The sequence below is a fragment of the Acinetobacter sp. WU_MDCI_Abxb74 genome (assembly GCF_025513915.1).
Lineage (GTDB): Bacteria > Pseudomonadota > Gammaproteobacteria > Pseudomonadales > Moraxellaceae > Acinetobacter > Acinetobacter calcoaceticus_C.
In genome coordinates this window covers 217,188-233,409 of record NZ_JAHPRP010000002.1, presented here as the reverse complement: position 1 = coordinate 233,409, position 16,222 = coordinate 217,188, and the positions used below count along the sequence as shown (strand labels likewise).

The 16,222-nt window shown below is 38.3% G+C and carries 16 protein-coding genes; 6 read left to right on the top strand and 10 right to left on the bottom strand.

Annotation, left to right across the window (positions count from 1 at the left end):
• Positions 1 to 136 precede the first annotated feature (136 nt).
• A complete protein-coding gene (locus tag KTH84_RS07170; RefSeq protein ID WP_262472661.1) occupies positions 137 to 838 on the top strand; it encodes an SIMPL domain-containing protein in 702 nt (233 codons plus the stop codon).
• A 66-nt stretch (positions 839 to 904) separates the two neighbouring features.
• Here KTH84_RS07170 and KTH84_RS07165 read toward each other — a convergent pair whose 3' ends face one another.
• On the bottom strand, positions 905 to 1,528 hold the full coding sequence (locus KTH84_RS07165; protein WP_262472785.1) for a TetR/AcrR family transcriptional regulator: 624 nt from the start codon (positions 1,526 to 1,528) through the stop codon (positions 905 to 907).
• A 118-nt stretch (positions 1,529 to 1,646) separates the two neighbouring features.
• On the opposite strand from KTH84_RS07165, the gene KTH84_RS07160 reads away from it, so the two are divergent.
• Positions 1,647 to 2,111, top strand: a complete 465-nt coding sequence (locus tag KTH84_RS07160) for a hotdog fold domain-containing protein (protein WP_262472659.1) — start codon at positions 1,647 to 1,649, stop codon at positions 2,109 to 2,111.
• Positions 2,112 to 2,146: 35 nt separating this feature from the next.
• Here KTH84_RS07160 and KTH84_RS07155 read toward each other — a convergent pair whose 3' ends face one another.
• Both KTH84_RS07155 and KTH84_RS07150 read right to left on the bottom strand, forming a co-directional pair.
• Positions 2,147 to 3,241, bottom strand: coding sequence for a fatty acid desaturase family protein (locus KTH84_RS07155; RefSeq protein ID WP_042898060.1), 1,095 nt, complete (start codon positions 3,239 to 3,241; stop codon positions 2,147 to 2,149).
• 12 nt (positions 3,242 to 3,253) lie between these two features.
• Complete coding sequence (locus KTH84_RS07150) at positions 3,254 to 4,321, bottom strand: ferredoxin reductase (protein WP_202742980.1); 1,068 nt, start codon at positions 4,319 to 4,321, stop codon at positions 3,254 to 3,256.
• Positions 4,322 to 4,460: 139 nt separating this feature from the next.
• Here KTH84_RS07150 and fabR point away from each other — a divergent pair, with 139 nt between their 5' ends.
• Positions 4,461 to 5,156, top strand: a complete 696-nt coding sequence (gene fabR / locus KTH84_RS07145; RefSeq protein WP_003650423.1) for an HTH-type transcriptional repressor FabR — start codon at positions 4,461 to 4,463, stop codon at positions 5,154 to 5,156.
• A 166-nt stretch (positions 5,157 to 5,322) separates the two neighbouring features.
• Positions 5,323 to 6,339 carry an AI-2E family transporter gene (locus KTH84_RS07140; RefSeq protein ID WP_133972338.1) on the top strand — a complete coding sequence of 339 codons (1,017 nt, stop codon included), beginning with the start codon at positions 5,323 to 5,325 and terminating at the stop codon, positions 6,337 to 6,339.
• Positions 6,340 to 6,396: 57 nt separating this feature from the next.
• On the opposite strand, the gene rapA is transcribed toward KTH84_RS07140, so the two are convergent.
• From rapA to KTH84_RS07110, 6 genes are all read right to left on the bottom strand, one after another.
• A complete protein-coding gene (gene rapA, locus KTH84_RS07135; RefSeq protein ID WP_133972336.1) occupies positions 6,397 to 9,234 on the bottom strand; it encodes an RNA polymerase-associated protein RapA in 2,838 nt (945 codons plus the stop codon).
• A 153-nt stretch (positions 9,235 to 9,387) separates the two neighbouring features.
• Positions 9,388 to 10,026, bottom strand: a complete 639-nt coding sequence (locus KTH84_RS07130) for an RluA family pseudouridine synthase (protein WP_262472655.1) — start codon at positions 10,024 to 10,026, stop codon at positions 9,388 to 9,390.
• Positions 10,027 to 10,158: 132 nt separating this feature from the next.
• Complete coding sequence (locus KTH84_RS07125) at positions 10,159 to 10,863, bottom strand: acyl carrier protein (protein WP_262472653.1); 705 nt, start codon at positions 10,861 to 10,863, stop codon at positions 10,159 to 10,161.
• A gap of 62 nt (positions 10,864 to 10,925) precedes the next feature.
• On the bottom strand, positions 10,926 to 12,224 hold the full coding sequence (gene hemL / locus KTH84_RS07120) for a glutamate-1-semialdehyde 2,1-aminomutase (protein ID WP_262472652.1): 1,299 nt from the start codon (positions 12,222 to 12,224) through the stop codon (positions 10,926 to 10,928).
• A 42-nt stretch (positions 12,225 to 12,266) separates the two neighbouring features.
• Positions 12,267 to 12,878 carry a thiamine phosphate synthase gene (gene thiE / locus KTH84_RS07115; RefSeq protein WP_133972330.1) on the bottom strand — a complete coding sequence of 204 codons (612 nt, stop codon included), beginning with the start codon at positions 12,876 to 12,878 and terminating at the stop codon, positions 12,267 to 12,269.
• Between the two features lie 116 nt (positions 12,879 to 12,994).
• Positions 12,995 to 13,378: a DUF962 domain-containing protein gene (locus tag KTH84_RS07110; protein ID WP_262472650.1), complete on the bottom strand. Its 384-nt coding sequence runs from the start codon at positions 13,376 to 13,378 to the stop codon at positions 12,995 to 12,997.
• Between the two features lie 167 nt (positions 13,379 to 13,545).
• Between KTH84_RS07110 and KTH84_RS07105 the strand changes: the two genes are divergently transcribed.
• Positions 13,546 to 15,009 (top strand): CYTH and CHAD domain-containing protein, encoded by a 1,464-nt coding sequence (locus KTH84_RS07105; protein WP_262472649.1) that lies wholly within the window; start codon positions 13,546 to 13,548, stop codon positions 15,007 to 15,009.
• Between the two features lie 34 nt (positions 15,010 to 15,043).
• On the opposite strand, the gene KTH84_RS07100 is transcribed toward KTH84_RS07105, so the two are convergent.
• Positions 15,044 to 15,676, bottom strand: a complete 633-nt coding sequence (locus tag KTH84_RS07100; protein ID WP_042898068.1) for a hypothetical protein — start codon at positions 15,674 to 15,676, stop codon at positions 15,044 to 15,046.
• 107 nt (positions 15,677 to 15,783) lie between these two features.
• On the opposite strand from KTH84_RS07100, the gene KTH84_RS07095 reads away from it, so the two are divergent.
• On the top strand, positions 15,784 to 16,167 hold the full coding sequence (locus KTH84_RS07095; RefSeq protein WP_017387905.1) for a DUF3144 domain-containing protein: 384 nt from the start codon (positions 15,784 to 15,786) through the stop codon (positions 16,165 to 16,167).
• Positions 16,168 to 16,222 lie beyond the last annotated feature (55 nt).

Genomic DNA, 16,222 nt, shown 5'->3' with positions numbered 1-16,222 from the left:
TATATTTACCAAAATTTAAAAAAATGGTCTAAATATTACAAATACGCCACAAAATCTGCAAAAGTTATGCATAACTTATGTTTAACATTTCTGAATGAAAAAAATTAAATTTAATTAATTTTTAAAGGATAAATTTATGCGTACTTTAGCCATCTCAACTCTTCTTTTAGGTTCTCTCCTTAGCCCTTTTGTTTTTGCTCAGGATGATAATGCTTTGAACTATAATATTGTAAATGTACAAGCTGAAGCTTCTCGCCAAGTTTCTAATGATGAAATGCATGCAACTTTATATATTGAAAAAAGTAACAAACAACCAGCCGAACTTTCAAATCAAATTAATCAACTGATGAATCAGGCGCTTGTCATTTCACGTAAATACCCACAAGTAAAAGTGGAAACTGGCACTCAAAGCACTTACCCAATTTATGATAACGATAGTAATAAGTTAAAAGAATGGCGTGGTCGTGCTGAAATTCGTCTTGAAAGTAAAGACTTTAAAGCTGCAAGTCAGTTAATTAGTGAGTTACAACAAAGCTTCCAAACCCAATCAATTAATTTTACAGTTTCAGATGAACAACGTAAAAAAGTTGAAAATGATTTAATGGTAGAAGCTTCTAAAAACTTTCAACAACGTGCTCAAATGTTGACTCAAGCATGGAATAAAAGCCAATACACGCTAGTTAGTTTAAATTTAAATACGAACAACTATTTCCCACAGCCTGTAATGCGTACCAGCATGGCGAAATTTGCTGCTGCTGAAGCAGCTCCGGCTCAAGACATGGCGGCTGGTGAGTCTAAAATCATTGTGAATGCAAACGGTTCAATTCAATTTAAATAATTTATTTCCAGCAAAAAAAAGCCGCATGAAATATGCGGCTTTTTTTGTAGGTACGGATTAAGATATTTAATTCAAATTTTGTAAAGAATCCCAAGCAGCTTTCGCCAAAATATCTTTATAAACTTTAGGGTTTGAGGAAACTCGTTGTGATAACCATGCACGGCAGTAATTTTCTGTAGAACCAATCACTAATGAAAGTAATAGTTCATGAGGTATAGTTTTTAAGAATTCAGCCTCCGCATAATTTGAAATTTCATTAAATATCTTTTGATTTCTTAATTTATTTTTCTGAACAAGACGCTCTTGGTCTTCACTTTGCATCACACTAAAGCGAGCAGATATTAAAAATTTAGCAAACTCTGGCTGTTCACTTACCCAATCAATGTAGCTATGAATAAAAGCATATAAAACGTCTTGAAGGGATTCCGTGCCCTCCAGATAGTCATCTCTTCGTGCCGCTTGGTCATCTAAAGCTGCAAAAAATAAAGTCGCCACAATACCTTCTTTATTTTTAAAGTGATGATAAATAGCCCCTACACTACTGTCAGATTTCGAACGAATCATCTCAATACTGGTAGTTTCAATTCCATTTTCCAAAAAACAAGACAAAGCATCTAACAAGATCTGTCTTTTTAAAGCAGCCCTTCTACCCGGATATAGCCGTTCTAATAGCTCTTGTGCAGATTGCATCATTCACTCTCCAACCAGTTATCGGAGATATTCTGAATGACTTGACTCGCTTTTGTAAACAGAATTATATTCCTTAACAGAATATAATTCTTTTTTTACTTACATGGAGCCTTAAATCATGGCAACAACTTTAGAACTTTGGAACAAAGTGTCTGCTTTTCCTAAAGGAAAATGGACTTTCTCACGCATGCTATGTTTAAAAGCACCTTATTTCGGCAGTATTTCACCACTATTTCTAGAGTTAAAACCAGATTATTGCGAAATAGCGATTAAGAAAAAGCGTTCTGTCCTCAACCATATTGGAACAGTTCATGCAATTGCCATGTGTAATATGGCTGAGCTTGCAGGTGGTACAATGACAGAAGTTACTGTGCCTTCCACACATCGTTGGATTCCAAAAGGTATGACTGTCGAATATTTAAAAAAGGCAGAAACAGACCTAATTGCAATTGCAACGCCTGTAGAAAAGAATTATGACTGGGATAAAGCTGGTGAATATTTAGTGAATGTAGAAGTCTATGATTCTCAGAAAGAGAAAGTCTTCCAAGCTACAATTACCATGTGGATTTCTAAAAAGAAGTAATAAAAAAGCCCTGAACTGATCAGGGCTTTTTTTATTTATTTTTTAAATGGTAAGGCATATTTCAAGATACGACCAACCACCTGACCAAACTGTTTGGTCAAACTTGCGTTGTTATAGTTCAGACCATATTTTTTACATACAGCTTCAACTTTTGGAGCCATTTGGCGATAACGGCGTGCTGGAACATCAGGATATAAATGATGTTCAATTTGATGACTCAAATGTCCGCTTAAGATATGTAATGCTTCTGAACCTTTTAAGTTTGAAGAACCACGAATCTGGCGCATATACCAGTGGCCACGGCTTTCATCTTGTAAAACAGACTTTGGAAATACTTCTGCATCTTTAGTAAAGTGACCACAGAAGATAATCGTAAATGTCCAAATATTACGAAGACCATTTGCAACCAGATTTCCCGTAAATACAGGTAAAGCGGCTGGACCTGCAATTAATGGGAAAAAAACGTAATCTTTGAAGAGTTGGGTAGCAATCTTTTTATTTACTGGTTTTAACTCCTCTAAAAACTTTGCTTTGGTCTTACGTTTGTAGAGAACACGACCAATTTCAAGGTTCTGAATCGCTACGCCCCACTGGAACAATAAGCAAAATGGAATGCTATAAACGGGTTGAAGCAAGAAACCAGGCTTCCAACGTTGCTCTGGGAATAAGCGAAGCAAACCATAACCAATGTCATCATCTATGCCTTTAATATTGGTATAGGTGTGATGTTTATAGTTATGAGTCTGGCGCCAGTTATCAGAAGTACCGACAGTATCCCATTCGTAAGTTTGGCCATTAAATTTAGGATCGTTCATCCAGTCATATTGACCGTGCATAACATTATGACCGAGTTCCATGTTTTCCATAATTTTAGAAAAGCCTAATAAGCCTGTTCCTAAAACCCAAGCTGGTGGGAACCAACCTGCAAATAAACATGCGCGGCCTAAAAAGCTACTGTAGCGAACTGCTGCATAGACACGGCGGATATATTTTGCATCTTTCTCACCTAAATCATCCAATACTTCTTGTTTGATCTGATCGAGTTCTTTCGCAAATGCGTCAAGTTCTGCTGGTGTTAAATCTCGATTTTTAGGATTTTTGAAATATTCGACTTTCACTGGCATATTCATAAAAATTCTCTCTTAAAGATCAATAACTAGATCAGATTGTGCTGAGTTCACACAAATTTTGAGTAATTGGTTTGGTTCGGTATTTTCGCTACCGTTGAGTAAGTTACGTGTAGAGCCTTGAGCTTTACTACAAACGCACTTATTACAAATTCCCATACGACAGCCATGTGTTGGCTTAAGGCCTTCATGTTCCAGACTCACCAAAATTGATTCGCCTTTTGGAATTGCAATGACCTTATTAGACTGGGTTAATGTGACATTTACATAACCAACTTCAGCCGTACTATCGCGAGTTAAGCTAAAAGCTTCTGTTAATACAGTCGGTGCTTTTTCAAAAAGCTGTTCCACTGTTGAAACGAAACCAGAAGGTCCACACGCATATATAGTGCTATTTTCCAAATCGTCTGCTAATGCTAAATGCTCTGCATTTAAACGTTCATCATTTGGTGTTTCTTGCGTATAGAAAACCTGATAACTAAAATTTGGGAATTGCTGTGCAACTTTTTCAAAGTATTCAATAAAAGCTGCATCTGAGCGTTGCTTCACCCAATATAAAAGCTGCACTTGAACTTTATCTAACTGCTGACTCTGTTTAATTGCAGTGATTAAGCTCAACATTGGTGTAATACCACTACCCGCAGCCAGCATAATTAATTTCGGTGTTTTAATATTTTGTTGCATGTCGCCATAAGGCTGACCAAGCTCAAAAACATCGCCAATTTGGCTTTCAGTCATAAACCAATTACTGACGATGCCATCAGCAACTTTTTTAATCGTTAAACGTAAATGTTGTTCGTCAATTTGCGTCAAGCTATAAGTACGTTCATAACGACGACCAGCAATTTCAACAATGACAGGATGATGCTGACCAGCAACACCTACTTTCACTAAACGGTTACATTTTAGTGTAAGACTTACCATATCATGAGCGACAAATTCTTTTTTTACAATTTGAACAAGCCCATGTTTCACAGACCATAAAGGATTAACTTTTTGTAGCCAGAAGTTAGCCGTATCTCTATCAAATATGGCTTGTGTCAATGAATTGAATAGAGAATTTCTCTTTTCGATTACTTGCATAGCTGGGGCTCTGTCGCTCTTTTTTAATTATTATACACATGTATATATATTTGTATATACACCTGTACTTTTAATTACAATTTCACAAGTTCAGCTTCTAAGGCTATAATCCTGAGAGTTTACAAATATATTGAACAGCATGACCCAATCTTCACTTTCTCAGAACCTGAATGACACACCTCGACAACAAGATGTCATTGAAATTAAAACAGCTACGCGTTCTGTGGGAAGAAAAGCGACTATTACTAAAGAAGAACTTTTTCAAGCTGCTTTAAATCTAATTGGCCCACAAAAAAGTATTGCCTCTTTAAGCTTACGTGAGGTAGCCAGAGAAGCTGGTATTGCGCCAAATAGTTTTTATCGACATTTTAAAGATATTGATGAGTTAGCAATTTCTTTAATTGACCGAGCTGGTATTGTCTTACGTAAAATTATTCGCCACGCTCGCCTACGCGCATCCTTACAAGAAAGTATTATCCGTAGTTCTGTCGATATTTTTCTTCAGCAGCTCGATGCCGATGAGGGTAACTTAAGTTTATTATTACGCGAAGGTTTTACAGGCTCTGCCTCTTATAAAGCCGCAGTTGAACGTCAATTAAACTTCTTTCAACAAGAGCTACAAGAAGATTTAATACGATTAGAGCGCCTAAATAACAATCATCTATACCATCCAGAACTTGTTGCAAAAGCAATTACACAACTTGTGTTTCACATGGGCGCAAAAGCGATTGACCTTCCTATTGAGCAAAGGTCAGAACTTGCTGAACAGACCATGATCATGATTCGAATGATTTTAGAAGGTGCTCGTCATTTGGATGAAGCAAAAATTCGTTAAAATGATTTACTGAATGGCTTGTTGATGAACAGGCCATTTTTGCACCTAACTCCTCTATTCTTCAGAAAAAATATAACTCATCGATTGAAGCTAATAGCTTGCGAGAGTATAAATAATTAGTCCATTTGCTCTTTCTCCTATATTCCCCACGATCTCAGGGATCAACATGCAAAATTTGAATAATCGTCCAAGTCTGATTGCAAGCTACATTCTTATGGGCATCTTTTTGCTTTCGGTTATCCCATTACATCTATTAGCAAGTTTTTTTGCAGGCTTTCTTATTTATGAAATTATTATTAGCTTAAGCTCGGTTGTAGAACGTTATATTGATGGCCAAAGAGCCCGCATCTTTATTAGTATTTTATTAAGTATTGTCACCATTTCACTTATTGGTTTTTTCATTACGAGTCTAATTAGCTTTGTCGTTCATGATTTAAAAGGCGTAGGCATCCATAATATCAACAGTAAAGTCGATCAAACGCTACTGCATTTACAAGCTGAAATTAGCAAATATCTTCCGGGTTATATTCCCGATAGCGTGACAGAATTAAAAGACGAAATTTTCGCGTTTATGAAAGATAACGTGACTATATTAAAAAATACCAGTTCCGATATCTTACATAATTTCGTGACAATGGTTATGGGCCTTATTATCGGTATTTTGGTCGCTATACACGGTTTTCACCGTCGTACTCCCCAGCCTGTTTTTAAGTCTCTTCTGATCCAACGTATTCAGAAACTATCAATTTCATTTAAAAACGTTGTTTTTGCACAAATAAAAATTTCAGCAATTAATACGCTACTCTTTATTTTATTCGCCTTTATTTTATTACCGCTTTGGGGAGTTCATCTTCCTTTTGCCAAAACTTTAACGATTTTGACCTTCATGTTTGGACTAATTCCAATTTTAGGTAATCTTATTTCTAATACATTAACGTTCATTGCCGCTCTTACTGTTTCCCTCGGACTAGCAGGAACAGCATTACTTTATCTCGTTCTCGTTCACAAACTTGAATATTTTGTTAACGCTAAAATTATTGGACATAAAATCAATGCAAATGCATGGGAGATTTTATTAGCAATGCTGGTATTTGAATCAATTTTTGGCTTAGGCGGTTTAATCGCAGCTCCAATTTTCTATGCATATTTAAAATTAGAACTGAAAGATGCTGGTCTCATCTAATTCTAAATTGGTCTATAAAAAAAGCGCCCTCTAGGCGCTTTTTTTATTTTGAGTTAATTATGGCTTAACCACAACTAATACTTGAATTGCTTCTGGTGTAACAGTTAAACCATCCAGCAAGCTCAAACCTTCTTTTTGCAGCTTTTGCAAACGTTCAATTTCATCTTGACGAATACTTGGGTTGAACTGTTTTAGATAAGTTAAACGGTCAATTTCATATTGCCATTTATTACCATAATGTTCTTTTGCTTGCTGCTGAAGCTGTGGCAAATCAACTTTCGCGATATCTAACGCTTGTTTATAACGTTGCTCAATAATATCACGGCGAGCTTTAACCACCTGACGACAGCTATTGCCATCTAAGTGATGTAAATATGGTTTTAGAATAGCTGGATCAATCTTTTCAGATAAGTCCTGACCATTTTCACTTAACAATACCCGAATTAACTGCTTAGGTAAGCTCGATGGCAAGTTCAATGCTTTAGGTGCAACTACATCGACTTTAAACCATACTTCGATTAGTACTGAACCTTGCTTTAATGCATTGGATTTGAGTACAGCAACATTGGTACTACCAAATGATTGCGTACGGATCATTTCCATTACACTTTCAATGAATGGATGCTCTAAAGTTAAATATTGAGCATCTTCACGAAGCTGAGCCTGATCACGATAGAACGTTGCTGTCATGCCTTCTTCGTCTAGCGCCAAACCTTGCACTTGCATTTGGTCTGTTGGACGAATAATTACAGTACCATTACTTTGCTCATCAAAGTCGATATTGGTTGATGACATGAAACGCTTCACAAACATTGGTAGTGTTGTATTGTCATCATAATCTTCTAAGGCCTGAACAATCTCTTGCGCCACGATTGGACGACATGAGTTATATTCAAGTAAACGATCTCGCCCTGCTTGAAGCTCAGCTTCCAAAGCTTGACGTTGAACATTCACTTCTTCAAGCAAATCTTCAAAAGTTTGACCTTGGTCTGCAAGTAAACAGTCTTTTAATTCAACAATAAAGTTTTCTTGCAGTGTTTGCGCTGTTGGCGAAATATTGCTGAAAATATTAAGTGCTTCATTGTACCAACGGAACATACGTTCTTGAGCCGTTCCTACAAGATATGGCACATGAATCTGGATTCGGTTTTCTTGACCAATACGGTCTAGACGCCCGATACGTTGCTCTAAAACATCTGGGTTAGCTGGTAAATCAAATAAAATTAGATCACTGGCGAATTGGAAATTACGGCCTTCAGAACCAATTTCCGAACACAGTAGAATTTGTGCACCATAGCTTTCTTCAGCAAAATAAGCAGCCGCTTGGTCACGTTCAAGTAAGCTCATGCCTTCATGGAACATTGCAGTACGAATGCCTGCATGCAAACGCAATACATTTTCTAAAGCTTCAACAACGGGTCCACTACGCGCAATTAAAAGCACTTTTTTATGCTTGAGATCTTTGCGCAGAACTTCCATTACCCATAGCACACGTGGGTCATTTTGCATCCATGAACCATCAAGTTGTGCTTCTTCAGGCCACATCTGCTCACGCAATTTTCCATCTTTTGACCAATCTTCTGGTGCTGGTAATGGTGCTGGCTGACAATCACGACCCGGGAAGCCTTGAATTGCTTCACGCGTATTACGGAATAAAATACGACCCGTACCATGACGGTCTAATAACTCGTGAATTGCTCTAAAGCGTTGTTCAGGCTGGTCTTCAATACTATGCCCTAACAAGCCCTCTAAAGCAGATAAATGCTCAGGAGTTAAAGGTTGATCAGACATGAGCGCTTCAGCAATTTTTGCAGTCTGCTGGTACTGAGTTTCTTCATCTAAGAAGCGCTCTAAACTACTAAAACGCTGCGGATCAAGTAAACGTAAACGTGCGAAATGGCTTTCCACACCCAATTGTTCAGGCGTTGCAGTCAGCAACAATACCCCTGCCGTATTTTCAGCTAATTCTTCGATTAAATCGTAACGGTCATTACCGCCTTCTTCTTCGCTCCACATCAAATGATGTGCTTCATCGACCACGAGTAAATCAAAACCAGCTTCGATTGCTTGCTCGCGCAAATCATCATGGTCAACCATTAAATCAACGCTCGCAATAATGCATTGCTCGGTTAAGAATGGATTGAGTTCCGGGTCATGTTCTTTAATAGATGCGGTACGTGTTAAATCGAAAAGAGAGAATTGCAAATTAAAACGGCGACGCATTTCAATCATCCACTGATACTGTAGAGAATCAGGGACTAAAATAAGAATTCGTTCTGAGCGTCCGGTTTTAAGCTGTTGGTGAATAATTAAACCAGCTTCAATTGTTTTACCTAAGCCCACTTCATCGGCAAGTAGAACACGAGGTGCAAAACGTTTACCAACTTCGTGTGCGATATAAAGCTGATGTGGAATTAAACCAACACGCGCACCAACCATACCGCGTAGAGGGCTGTTTTGCATTTGTGCTTGCATTAACATGGCTTCAATGCGCAGGTCATACCACTCTTTATAATCAACCTGACTTGCAAGCAACCGATCTAAAGGCTTCGATAGCTGGATTTGTGCACCAATACGTGTCTCATTCAGCGCTTTACGTTCTTGTTCGCCATTTTCTAATGTACGAATCACGTTATAACGCAAAACACCATGACGGTCTTCAATAGACTCAACAATCCACTTCTTACCTTCCTGATCTTGAACTTCATCATTGGTGTTAAAGATGATACGAGAGAGCGGAGCATTATTACGTGCATATACACGTGTCTCATCACTTTTGGGGAATAAAATGCTGACAGATCTTTCATCTACCTCAATAAGAACACCTAAACCGAGCTCAGTTTCTGTGTCTGATAGCCAACGTTGACCAATAGCATACTGCTGCAATTTTTCCACCTTTCTCTTAAGTTCGCGCTACATACTACATATTGTACGATGCAAATTAGCTTATTTTTGCATCTTTTTATGTAGTCTTTAAAGGAAAATTTTGAAGCAAAAACCAATTAAATAGCTTTACTACAAAAAATTACTCATCAAAAGTTTTTTACATTAAAACGGTACAGGACAGTTAAAAGTTAATATTTCTGCTGTGACAGGATGATTAAAACTTAACTGTTTGGCATGCAAACACAAACGCGGAACAAGTTGCTGCTCCACTGTTGCATACAGCGTGTCACCTACAATTGGATGTCCAAGATATTGCATGTGTACACGGAGTTGATGGGATCGGCCGGTAATTGGTGTTAATTTCACACGAGTTACCAGCTGTCCCTGAATCTGAAAATGTTCTAGAGCCTGCCAATGTGTTAAAGCAGGTTTATTATGAGAAGCATCTACAATATGTAGAGGGGGGCGGCTTGGGTCATAGATAACCGGAATGTCTACCGTACCCTCACCTTCTAGATGACCTGCGACTAACGCTTCATATATTTTTGAAGTTTGACGGTCTTGGAATTGACGTGCAATTGCACTTTGACCGCGTTTAGATAAGCCAAACACTAAAATACCGGAAGTATCTCGATCTAGACGATGAATGAGCAAAGTTTTAGGTTCAATCGCAACCAACCTTGTCAAAACACTATCATGTAAATCACCCTTACCAGGAACACTCAAAATGTCCGAAGGTTTGTGAATCACCATAAAATCATCATCTCGATAGATCAGATGTTCACTTAGAAAATCACTCAAAGTTATATTCCCAAGGTAAGATGAAAAACAAGCGGGCAATAATAAAAAGCTTACGTCCGAATTACAATGCCGTTCGGGTAAATTAACAGCATAATTTGCAAATATTATGGAGCACTACGGGTCTATGGTGAATCAATGCTTCAATAACTGCATAATATGTTGCAATGTAGGTGCTTGCATCACCTCTTCAGCGCTTAGGCTCGCACCATTTGCACGCCATAGGTCGACTAGGTAATCCACAGCAGATTGATTCAATCCATAGTTTCGTAAATCAATTTCAGGGTGAATTTCCATGGGATGCCGCCCAACCTGTTCAGCAATTGCCAATAAAATTCCTTTATCCGACAGAATATATTCAGACGGTGCACTTAAAGACCACAACCGTATTAAGCTCTGCGTATTTAAATGTTTTATATGGTCAAAACTAATCTTTTCAACCCACTGGATATGCTGTTCTAAATTACCTGCCAAGATTGCATCATTTACCACACTGACCTGATCTGTAATCGATAAAACGAGCTGCATGACTTGCTTAAATAGAGGTGACAAATGCCCAGCCATCACAACTTGGGCTTTACTATTTGATGACAACTGTTGACCAAGCTGCAACATGGTTTGCTGAAGCTGAGATGCATCAATAAAAATGATTGGAATTTCGAGCGCCTGTGCTCTTTTACTTAGCAATTCTAAATGATCGGCTAATGGCTGCCCGGCCCAATCTGGTAAAACTTTAAGCTCATTTAGCCCGACCAATAACAATATACTTTGCGCAGATTCAATTGACCACTTTGAAGTATTTGCTGCTAATTGGATTTTTCGAGGTAAGGGATAAAACATTGTTCTCTACAAATATAAAAATGGTCCAAATTAAAAAGCCCGTTTTAAACGGGCTTTTTTACTTACTTCATTTCAGCGAATGTTTCTTTTGCAGCTTGAATCGTATATTCGATATCTTCATCAGAATGAGCAGATGAAATAAAGCCTGCTTCAAATGCTGACGGTGCCAAGTTCACACCACATTTTAACATGCCATGGAAGAACTTTTTGAAAGCTTCAATATCACACGCCAACATAGAGTCGAAGCTTGTAATATCTTCTTGGTTTGTGAAGTAAAGACCGAACATTGCACCAGCTTGCTGAGTTTTAAATGGAATACCCGCTTCATCAGCTGCCGCTTGCAAACCTGCAAGTAACTTTTCAAGTTGAGCAGATAACTTGCTATAAAAATCTGGTTGGCGTAAATGTTTGAACATTTCGATACCAGCACGCATAGCGAGCGGGTTGCCAGATAATGTACCTGCTTGGTATACACCACCTAAAGGTGCGATACATTCCATAATTTCACGTTTACCACCAAACGCTCCAACTGGTAAGCCTGCGCCAATGATTTTACCCAAGGTCGTTAAGTCTGGCTTAACATTATAAACCGATTGAGCACCACCTAAAGCAACACGGAAACCTGTCATCACTTCATCAATAATAAAGACAGATTTATATTCATCACACACATCGCGAATGGCTTGTAAGAAACCGTCAATTGGTTTCACCATATTCATGTTACCCGCGACAGGTTCAATGATTACACCCGCAATTTCATGACCAAATTTAACAAAACATTCTTTTAACGCAGCAATATCGTTGTAAGGCAGCGTTAAAGTGTGTTTAGCAAAATCAACTGGAACGCCTTTTGAAGTCGGTTCACCTTCACCTAGAGTGAGTAAGCCTGAACCTGCTTTTACTAAAAGCGAGTCTGAGTGACCATGGTAACAACCTTCAAACTTCACAATTTTGTCACGGCCAGTGTAACCACGTGCTAAACGAATAGCTGTCATAGTCGCTTCTGTACCAGAGTTCGTCATACGTACCAATTCAATTGATGGCATGATTTCACAGATAATATCTGCCAACGTTGTTTCATGTACGGTCGGAGCACCAAAACTTAAACCGTCTTCGGCAGCAGTTTGCACAGCTTTAATAATCTCAGGATGAGCATGACCCAAAATCATTGGTCCCCATGAACCAACATAGTCAACATAGCGCTTACCATCAACATCCCATAAATATGCACCTTTCGCTTTCTCGATGAAAACAGGTGTTCCTCCAACGCCATTAAAGGCACGTACTGGAGAGTTCACACCACCAGGAATGTGTTTGCTGGCTTGTTTAAATAACTGTTCTTGCTTTGGAGATAAACTCATGGAAATGCTCGTCTTAAATATCTAAAAAATAATTTTGAAAGCTTAAGAAAATAATTGTGCCCACGCTTGTACACGGGCAGGAATTTCAGCAGTTGATCGGCCTAATATATCACTAATGACCGCACACAGGTCAGCCCCAGCCTCAATCACAGGTTTTGAGTTTTCAACGGTTAAACCGCCAATTGCACAAATCGGTAGATCATATTGAATCGCTGCCTGCTTAATCACTTCTATGCCCACATTACCTGCTTCAGGTTTTGTAGAGGTCGCATAGACCGCACCAAATGCAATATAAGTTGCACCATCTGCAATTGCTTTTTGGGCAAGCTCTAAAGAGTTCAAACAAGTACGACCAATGATGACATTTTGTGGTAACTGAGATTTGGCATCGGTAATTTCACCGTCACTTTGCCCTAAATGCACACCTAAACCAAACTGAGCAGCCAGTTCTAGGTCATCATTAATTACAAAAGGAACTTGGTATTTTTCACACAATAGTTTGATTTGCTCAACTTCAGCAGGTTGGTCAGTTTTTTCTATTTTTTTACGGCGGTACTGTAAAATTGCGACCTGTTTAGTTGCAAGCGCGACATCTAGTTTTTCTAATAATAATTGAATTGGGTCATCATTGGTAATCAGATATAAACCGCGCATACTCTACTCTTGCTTTAAAAAACTTCGCTAGTATAACGGATTTATAGGTCATCATAAGTACCGATTGATATGGGCTTACCAGTACCAATCGGTCTATTAAGAATAGAAATAAAAAATTAACTCGGAATCTTATCGTGTTTACGATCAATCAAACTCAAACGACCACGTGCAACATCAGATAACATTCGCCAATCTGAAATAAAGCTATAGAAAGGTTGTTTAAAACTCGCAGGTTTATTTTTTTCAAACACAAAATGTCCAACCCAAGCGTTTGCGTAACCCGCCATCAAACCATAGAGTACATATTTCGCCTGTTTCTTATGGATTGCTTTTGAAAAGAAATATAGCCCAATACTGCTACCCACCACATGCAAGCGTCTGCTCATGATGTTGCGGTGCTCAGTTAAATAAAAACGATAAAATTCTTGGTAGTTTTTAAGGGGTAATTCAAACTCTGGTTGAACTTCATGATTAAAATTTACGGGTACATTCACGATCATCTTCCTGATTTTTATTTGATCAAAATTTAGTTGATTGTACACCCAAAAGAAAGATTAGCGCGATATGCAGCTTTGTAACTTTCTCTATCAAATCCGTTATTTTTAGCGCTAAGCTATTATACTGATTCAAGATAGTTTAAATACCTGAGATTCGGGGAGAATATATTATGGTTGAAGTCGAGCTTAAGTTTCAGTTACCTGAATCGAAGAAAAAAACTGTTCAGCAATACTTAAAAAAGCATAAAGCACAGCAGATTCATCTTCAGGCAAAATATTACGACACACCCGAACGATTACTTGCAAAAAATGGCATGGCACTACGTTTGCGTAAAGAAAATGATCAATGGGTCCAAACATTTAAAGCCGCAGGTCAAAGCCACCTACACCGTGTTGAAGAAGAAATTCATTTGGGTCAATGCGAAAAAGAACCTGACTTAAACCTCGAACTATATCAAGATAATAAAACTGTTATAGGCTTACTTCATGAAGCACTAGGTACAGAAGTTGAAAAGCTAACTTTGCAATTTGAGACTGACGTACAGCGCACCTATCATGTGTTTGAAGCAGACAATACAGCGATTGAAGTTTGCCTTGATGACGGTGTAGTCAAAACCGCAACTGCTCAAAGCATAATTTGCGAAGTTGAATTTGAACTTAAACAAGGCGCAGTTAAAACACTTATTCAGTTTGCACAGCAATGGATTAATCGTTATACCCTTTGGCTCGATGTCAGAAGTAAAGCCGAGCGTGGTAATTTATTAGCACTAGGGCAAGCGGTCTCTCCCGCTGTTCATGCCAAAGCACTGACATTAAATAAAGATATTACTGCTGAAGAAGCTCTCAAAAAGATTGTAGATAATTGTTTAGGACAATTCTTACCAAATATGGCAGCAATTGCCGATGGTGTTGCCGAAGCTGAACATATTCATCAGGCACGTGTGAGTTTGCGCCGTTTACGTAGTGCACTTAAACATTTTTCTAGCTGGTCAAACGAAGTAAATCCGGTTTGGGAAGAACAAATTGCTGAGCTTTTCCGTAAGCTTGGAGACACTCGTGATGAAGATGCGATTCGAACTGAAGTTTTACCTATCATCCAGCAACATGGCTCACCTGAACTTTTATTGCCCGTTTCAGCCCAGCCATTAAAAGAACTCTCAATACTATTTACATCTTCGGACACGATTAAGCTATTACTAGATTTATTAGCATTCGCCTACTCGGAAGAAAATTCAAAGTCCAAAACAGGTGGGTTAAAAAAACATATTAAAAAGAGTTTAGATAAGCTACATCATAAAGTGATTAGCAATGCTGAACATTTCTCTGAACTTGAAGTCACTGAACAGCACAAAATCCGAAAGAAAGCTAAGCAGTTACGTTATTGTGTTGAGTTTATTTCGAGTCTTTACCCTGACAAAAAAGTACAGCAATATTTAAAACAGCTACAACCTGTACAAAATACCTTAGGTCACTATAACGATTTGTTTATTGCTGAAGGTATTTTCAATAAAGCTGTCGAAAATGACTCGTCTTTCTGGTTTGCATTAGGCTGGGTAAAAGCCAAACAGCCTCACTTACAAAAGCGGTCCGCCAAAGCTTTACAAACTTTTAGTCAGGCCGAAACGTTCTGGTAATTTATAAAAGTCGCTGTAAACGCGCAGCGACTTTTTATCGGTATTTACCAAATACTTTCCATACACCGTTATCTGCTAACGGGTCATTATAGCTATCACTACGTTGCTTTCTTGGCTTATCTCGGGCATCGACCAGCTTAAAATGCGGCTCAACTCCTAACACAATTCCATTGGTATAAAAACGTGAACGGGTATATTCACTTTGTCCATGTTGGAATACATAGGTTCTTAAGTCGATGAACTCACGATGAGCCACCAGTGCAGCAGTATCATCGCTCTGCAACCATTCCTGCATCGTAAAAATTTGGTCTGCTTCGAACTGCCCACATTTTTCAATTAAGCTCGCGACCCCGCGAAAAGTCTTAGATTCCTTAGCTCGTGTTTTATTAATCCGAATTCGGTCTACATGAAAAAAGAACAAGGGTAAATTTAAATGACTGGGCAAATGAATCGCATCTGGTAATTCATCTTCCATAAACGGTTGAAAAAGTTCTTGTGCCCTTTCAATTAGTCCTTGCCATTGTTGGTAATAGATTTCGACTTCTTGTTGTAAACCATAATAAATCGGCAGCCCTTCCACATGTTCTAAATATTGAGGTGGAAAAACATGTTGGCGTAATAAAGCAATATCTGTTTTTAAACTTTGAATCGCAATTGCATCTTGCATATTAGGCTCTCCTACCGACACTTAGGCTATTTACAGACTAAGTCAAAGGTTTTGTTTCCGCAAGGCTTTGCCTATAATAAGCAGCTCTATTTTTGCGGGAATAAGTCATGTCTCAAAAGATTAATGCAACAGATGTTACTGAAGAAGAAGCTTTAAATGCGGTTTTCTTTGAGCGTGCGGATGAATTTATCAAACAAGCGAATGATTTTTGTCGCCCGCCAAAAGGTGAAAAAACAGATCCAGCCGAGCTGCGTGGTCAAGTGAGTGCGGCAATGTTATTTGCTAGCGCCCGTTTTAACACATGGGTAGCGGCAAATAATTTTAAAGATGGCGATGAAATGCGTGATGCTAAAGATCAAGTCATGTCTTATCTTGTGCAACAATTTCAAATGATGCTCGAAGATAACTTTGATGAGTACTGTGAACAGTTCGAAAATTATTTACGTTTCCGTAAAAATGAAGATTTTCACGCGCATAAACACGATCATTAATATGATTTAAATACCCAAATAAAAAGCCACGATTGAGTGGCTTTTTATTTTAAAG

Coding starts and splice junctions, on each gene's coding strand:
- KTH84_RS07100 (WP_042898068.1), bottom strand. CDS start 15,676: ATGCAAGATGCAATTGCGATTCAAAGTTTAAAAACAGATATTGCTTTA.
- KTH84_RS07125 (WP_262472653.1), bottom strand. CDS start 10,863: ATGTTTTATCCCTTACCTCGAAAAATCCAATTAGCAGCAAATACTTCA.
- thiE (WP_133972330.1), bottom strand. CDS start 12,878: ATGCGCGGTTTATATCTGATTACCAATGATGACCCAATTCAATTATTA.
- KTH84_RS07095 (WP_017387905.1), top strand. CDS start 15,784: ATGTCTCAAAAGATTAATGCAACAGATGTTACTGAAGAAGAAGCTTTA.
- KTH84_RS07170 (WP_262472661.1), top strand. CDS start 137: ATGCGTACTTTAGCCATCTCAACTCTTCTTTTAGGTTCTCTCCTTAGC.
- hemL (WP_262472652.1), bottom strand. CDS start 12,224: ATGAGTTTATCTCCAAAGCAAGAACAGTTATTTAAACAAGCCAGCAAA.
- KTH84_RS07110 (WP_262472650.1), bottom strand. CDS start 13,378: ATGATCGTGAATGTACCCGTAAATTTTAATCATGAAGTTCAACCAGAG.
- fabR (WP_003650423.1), top strand. CDS start 4,461: ATGACCCAATCTTCACTTTCTCAGAACCTGAATGACACACCTCGACAA.
- KTH84_RS07105 (WP_262472649.1), top strand. CDS start 13,546: ATGGTTGAAGTCGAGCTTAAGTTTCAGTTACCTGAATCGAAGAAAAAA.
- KTH84_RS07150 (WP_202742980.1), bottom strand. CDS start 4,321: ATGCAAGTAATCGAAAAGAGAAATTCTCTATTCAATTCATTGACACAA.
- KTH84_RS07155 (WP_042898060.1), bottom strand. CDS start 3,241: ATGAATATGCCAGTGAAAGTCGAATATTTCAAAAATCCTAAAAATCGA.
- KTH84_RS07165 (WP_262472785.1), bottom strand. CDS start 1,528: ATGCAATCTGCACAAGAGCTATTAGAACGGCTATATCCGGGTAGAAGG.
- KTH84_RS07140 (WP_133972338.1), top strand. CDS start 5,323: ATGCAAAATTTGAATAATCGTCCAAGTCTGATTGCAAGCTACATTCTT.
- KTH84_RS07160 (WP_262472659.1), top strand. CDS start 1,647: ATGGCAACAACTTTAGAACTTTGGAACAAAGTGTCTGCTTTTCCTAAA.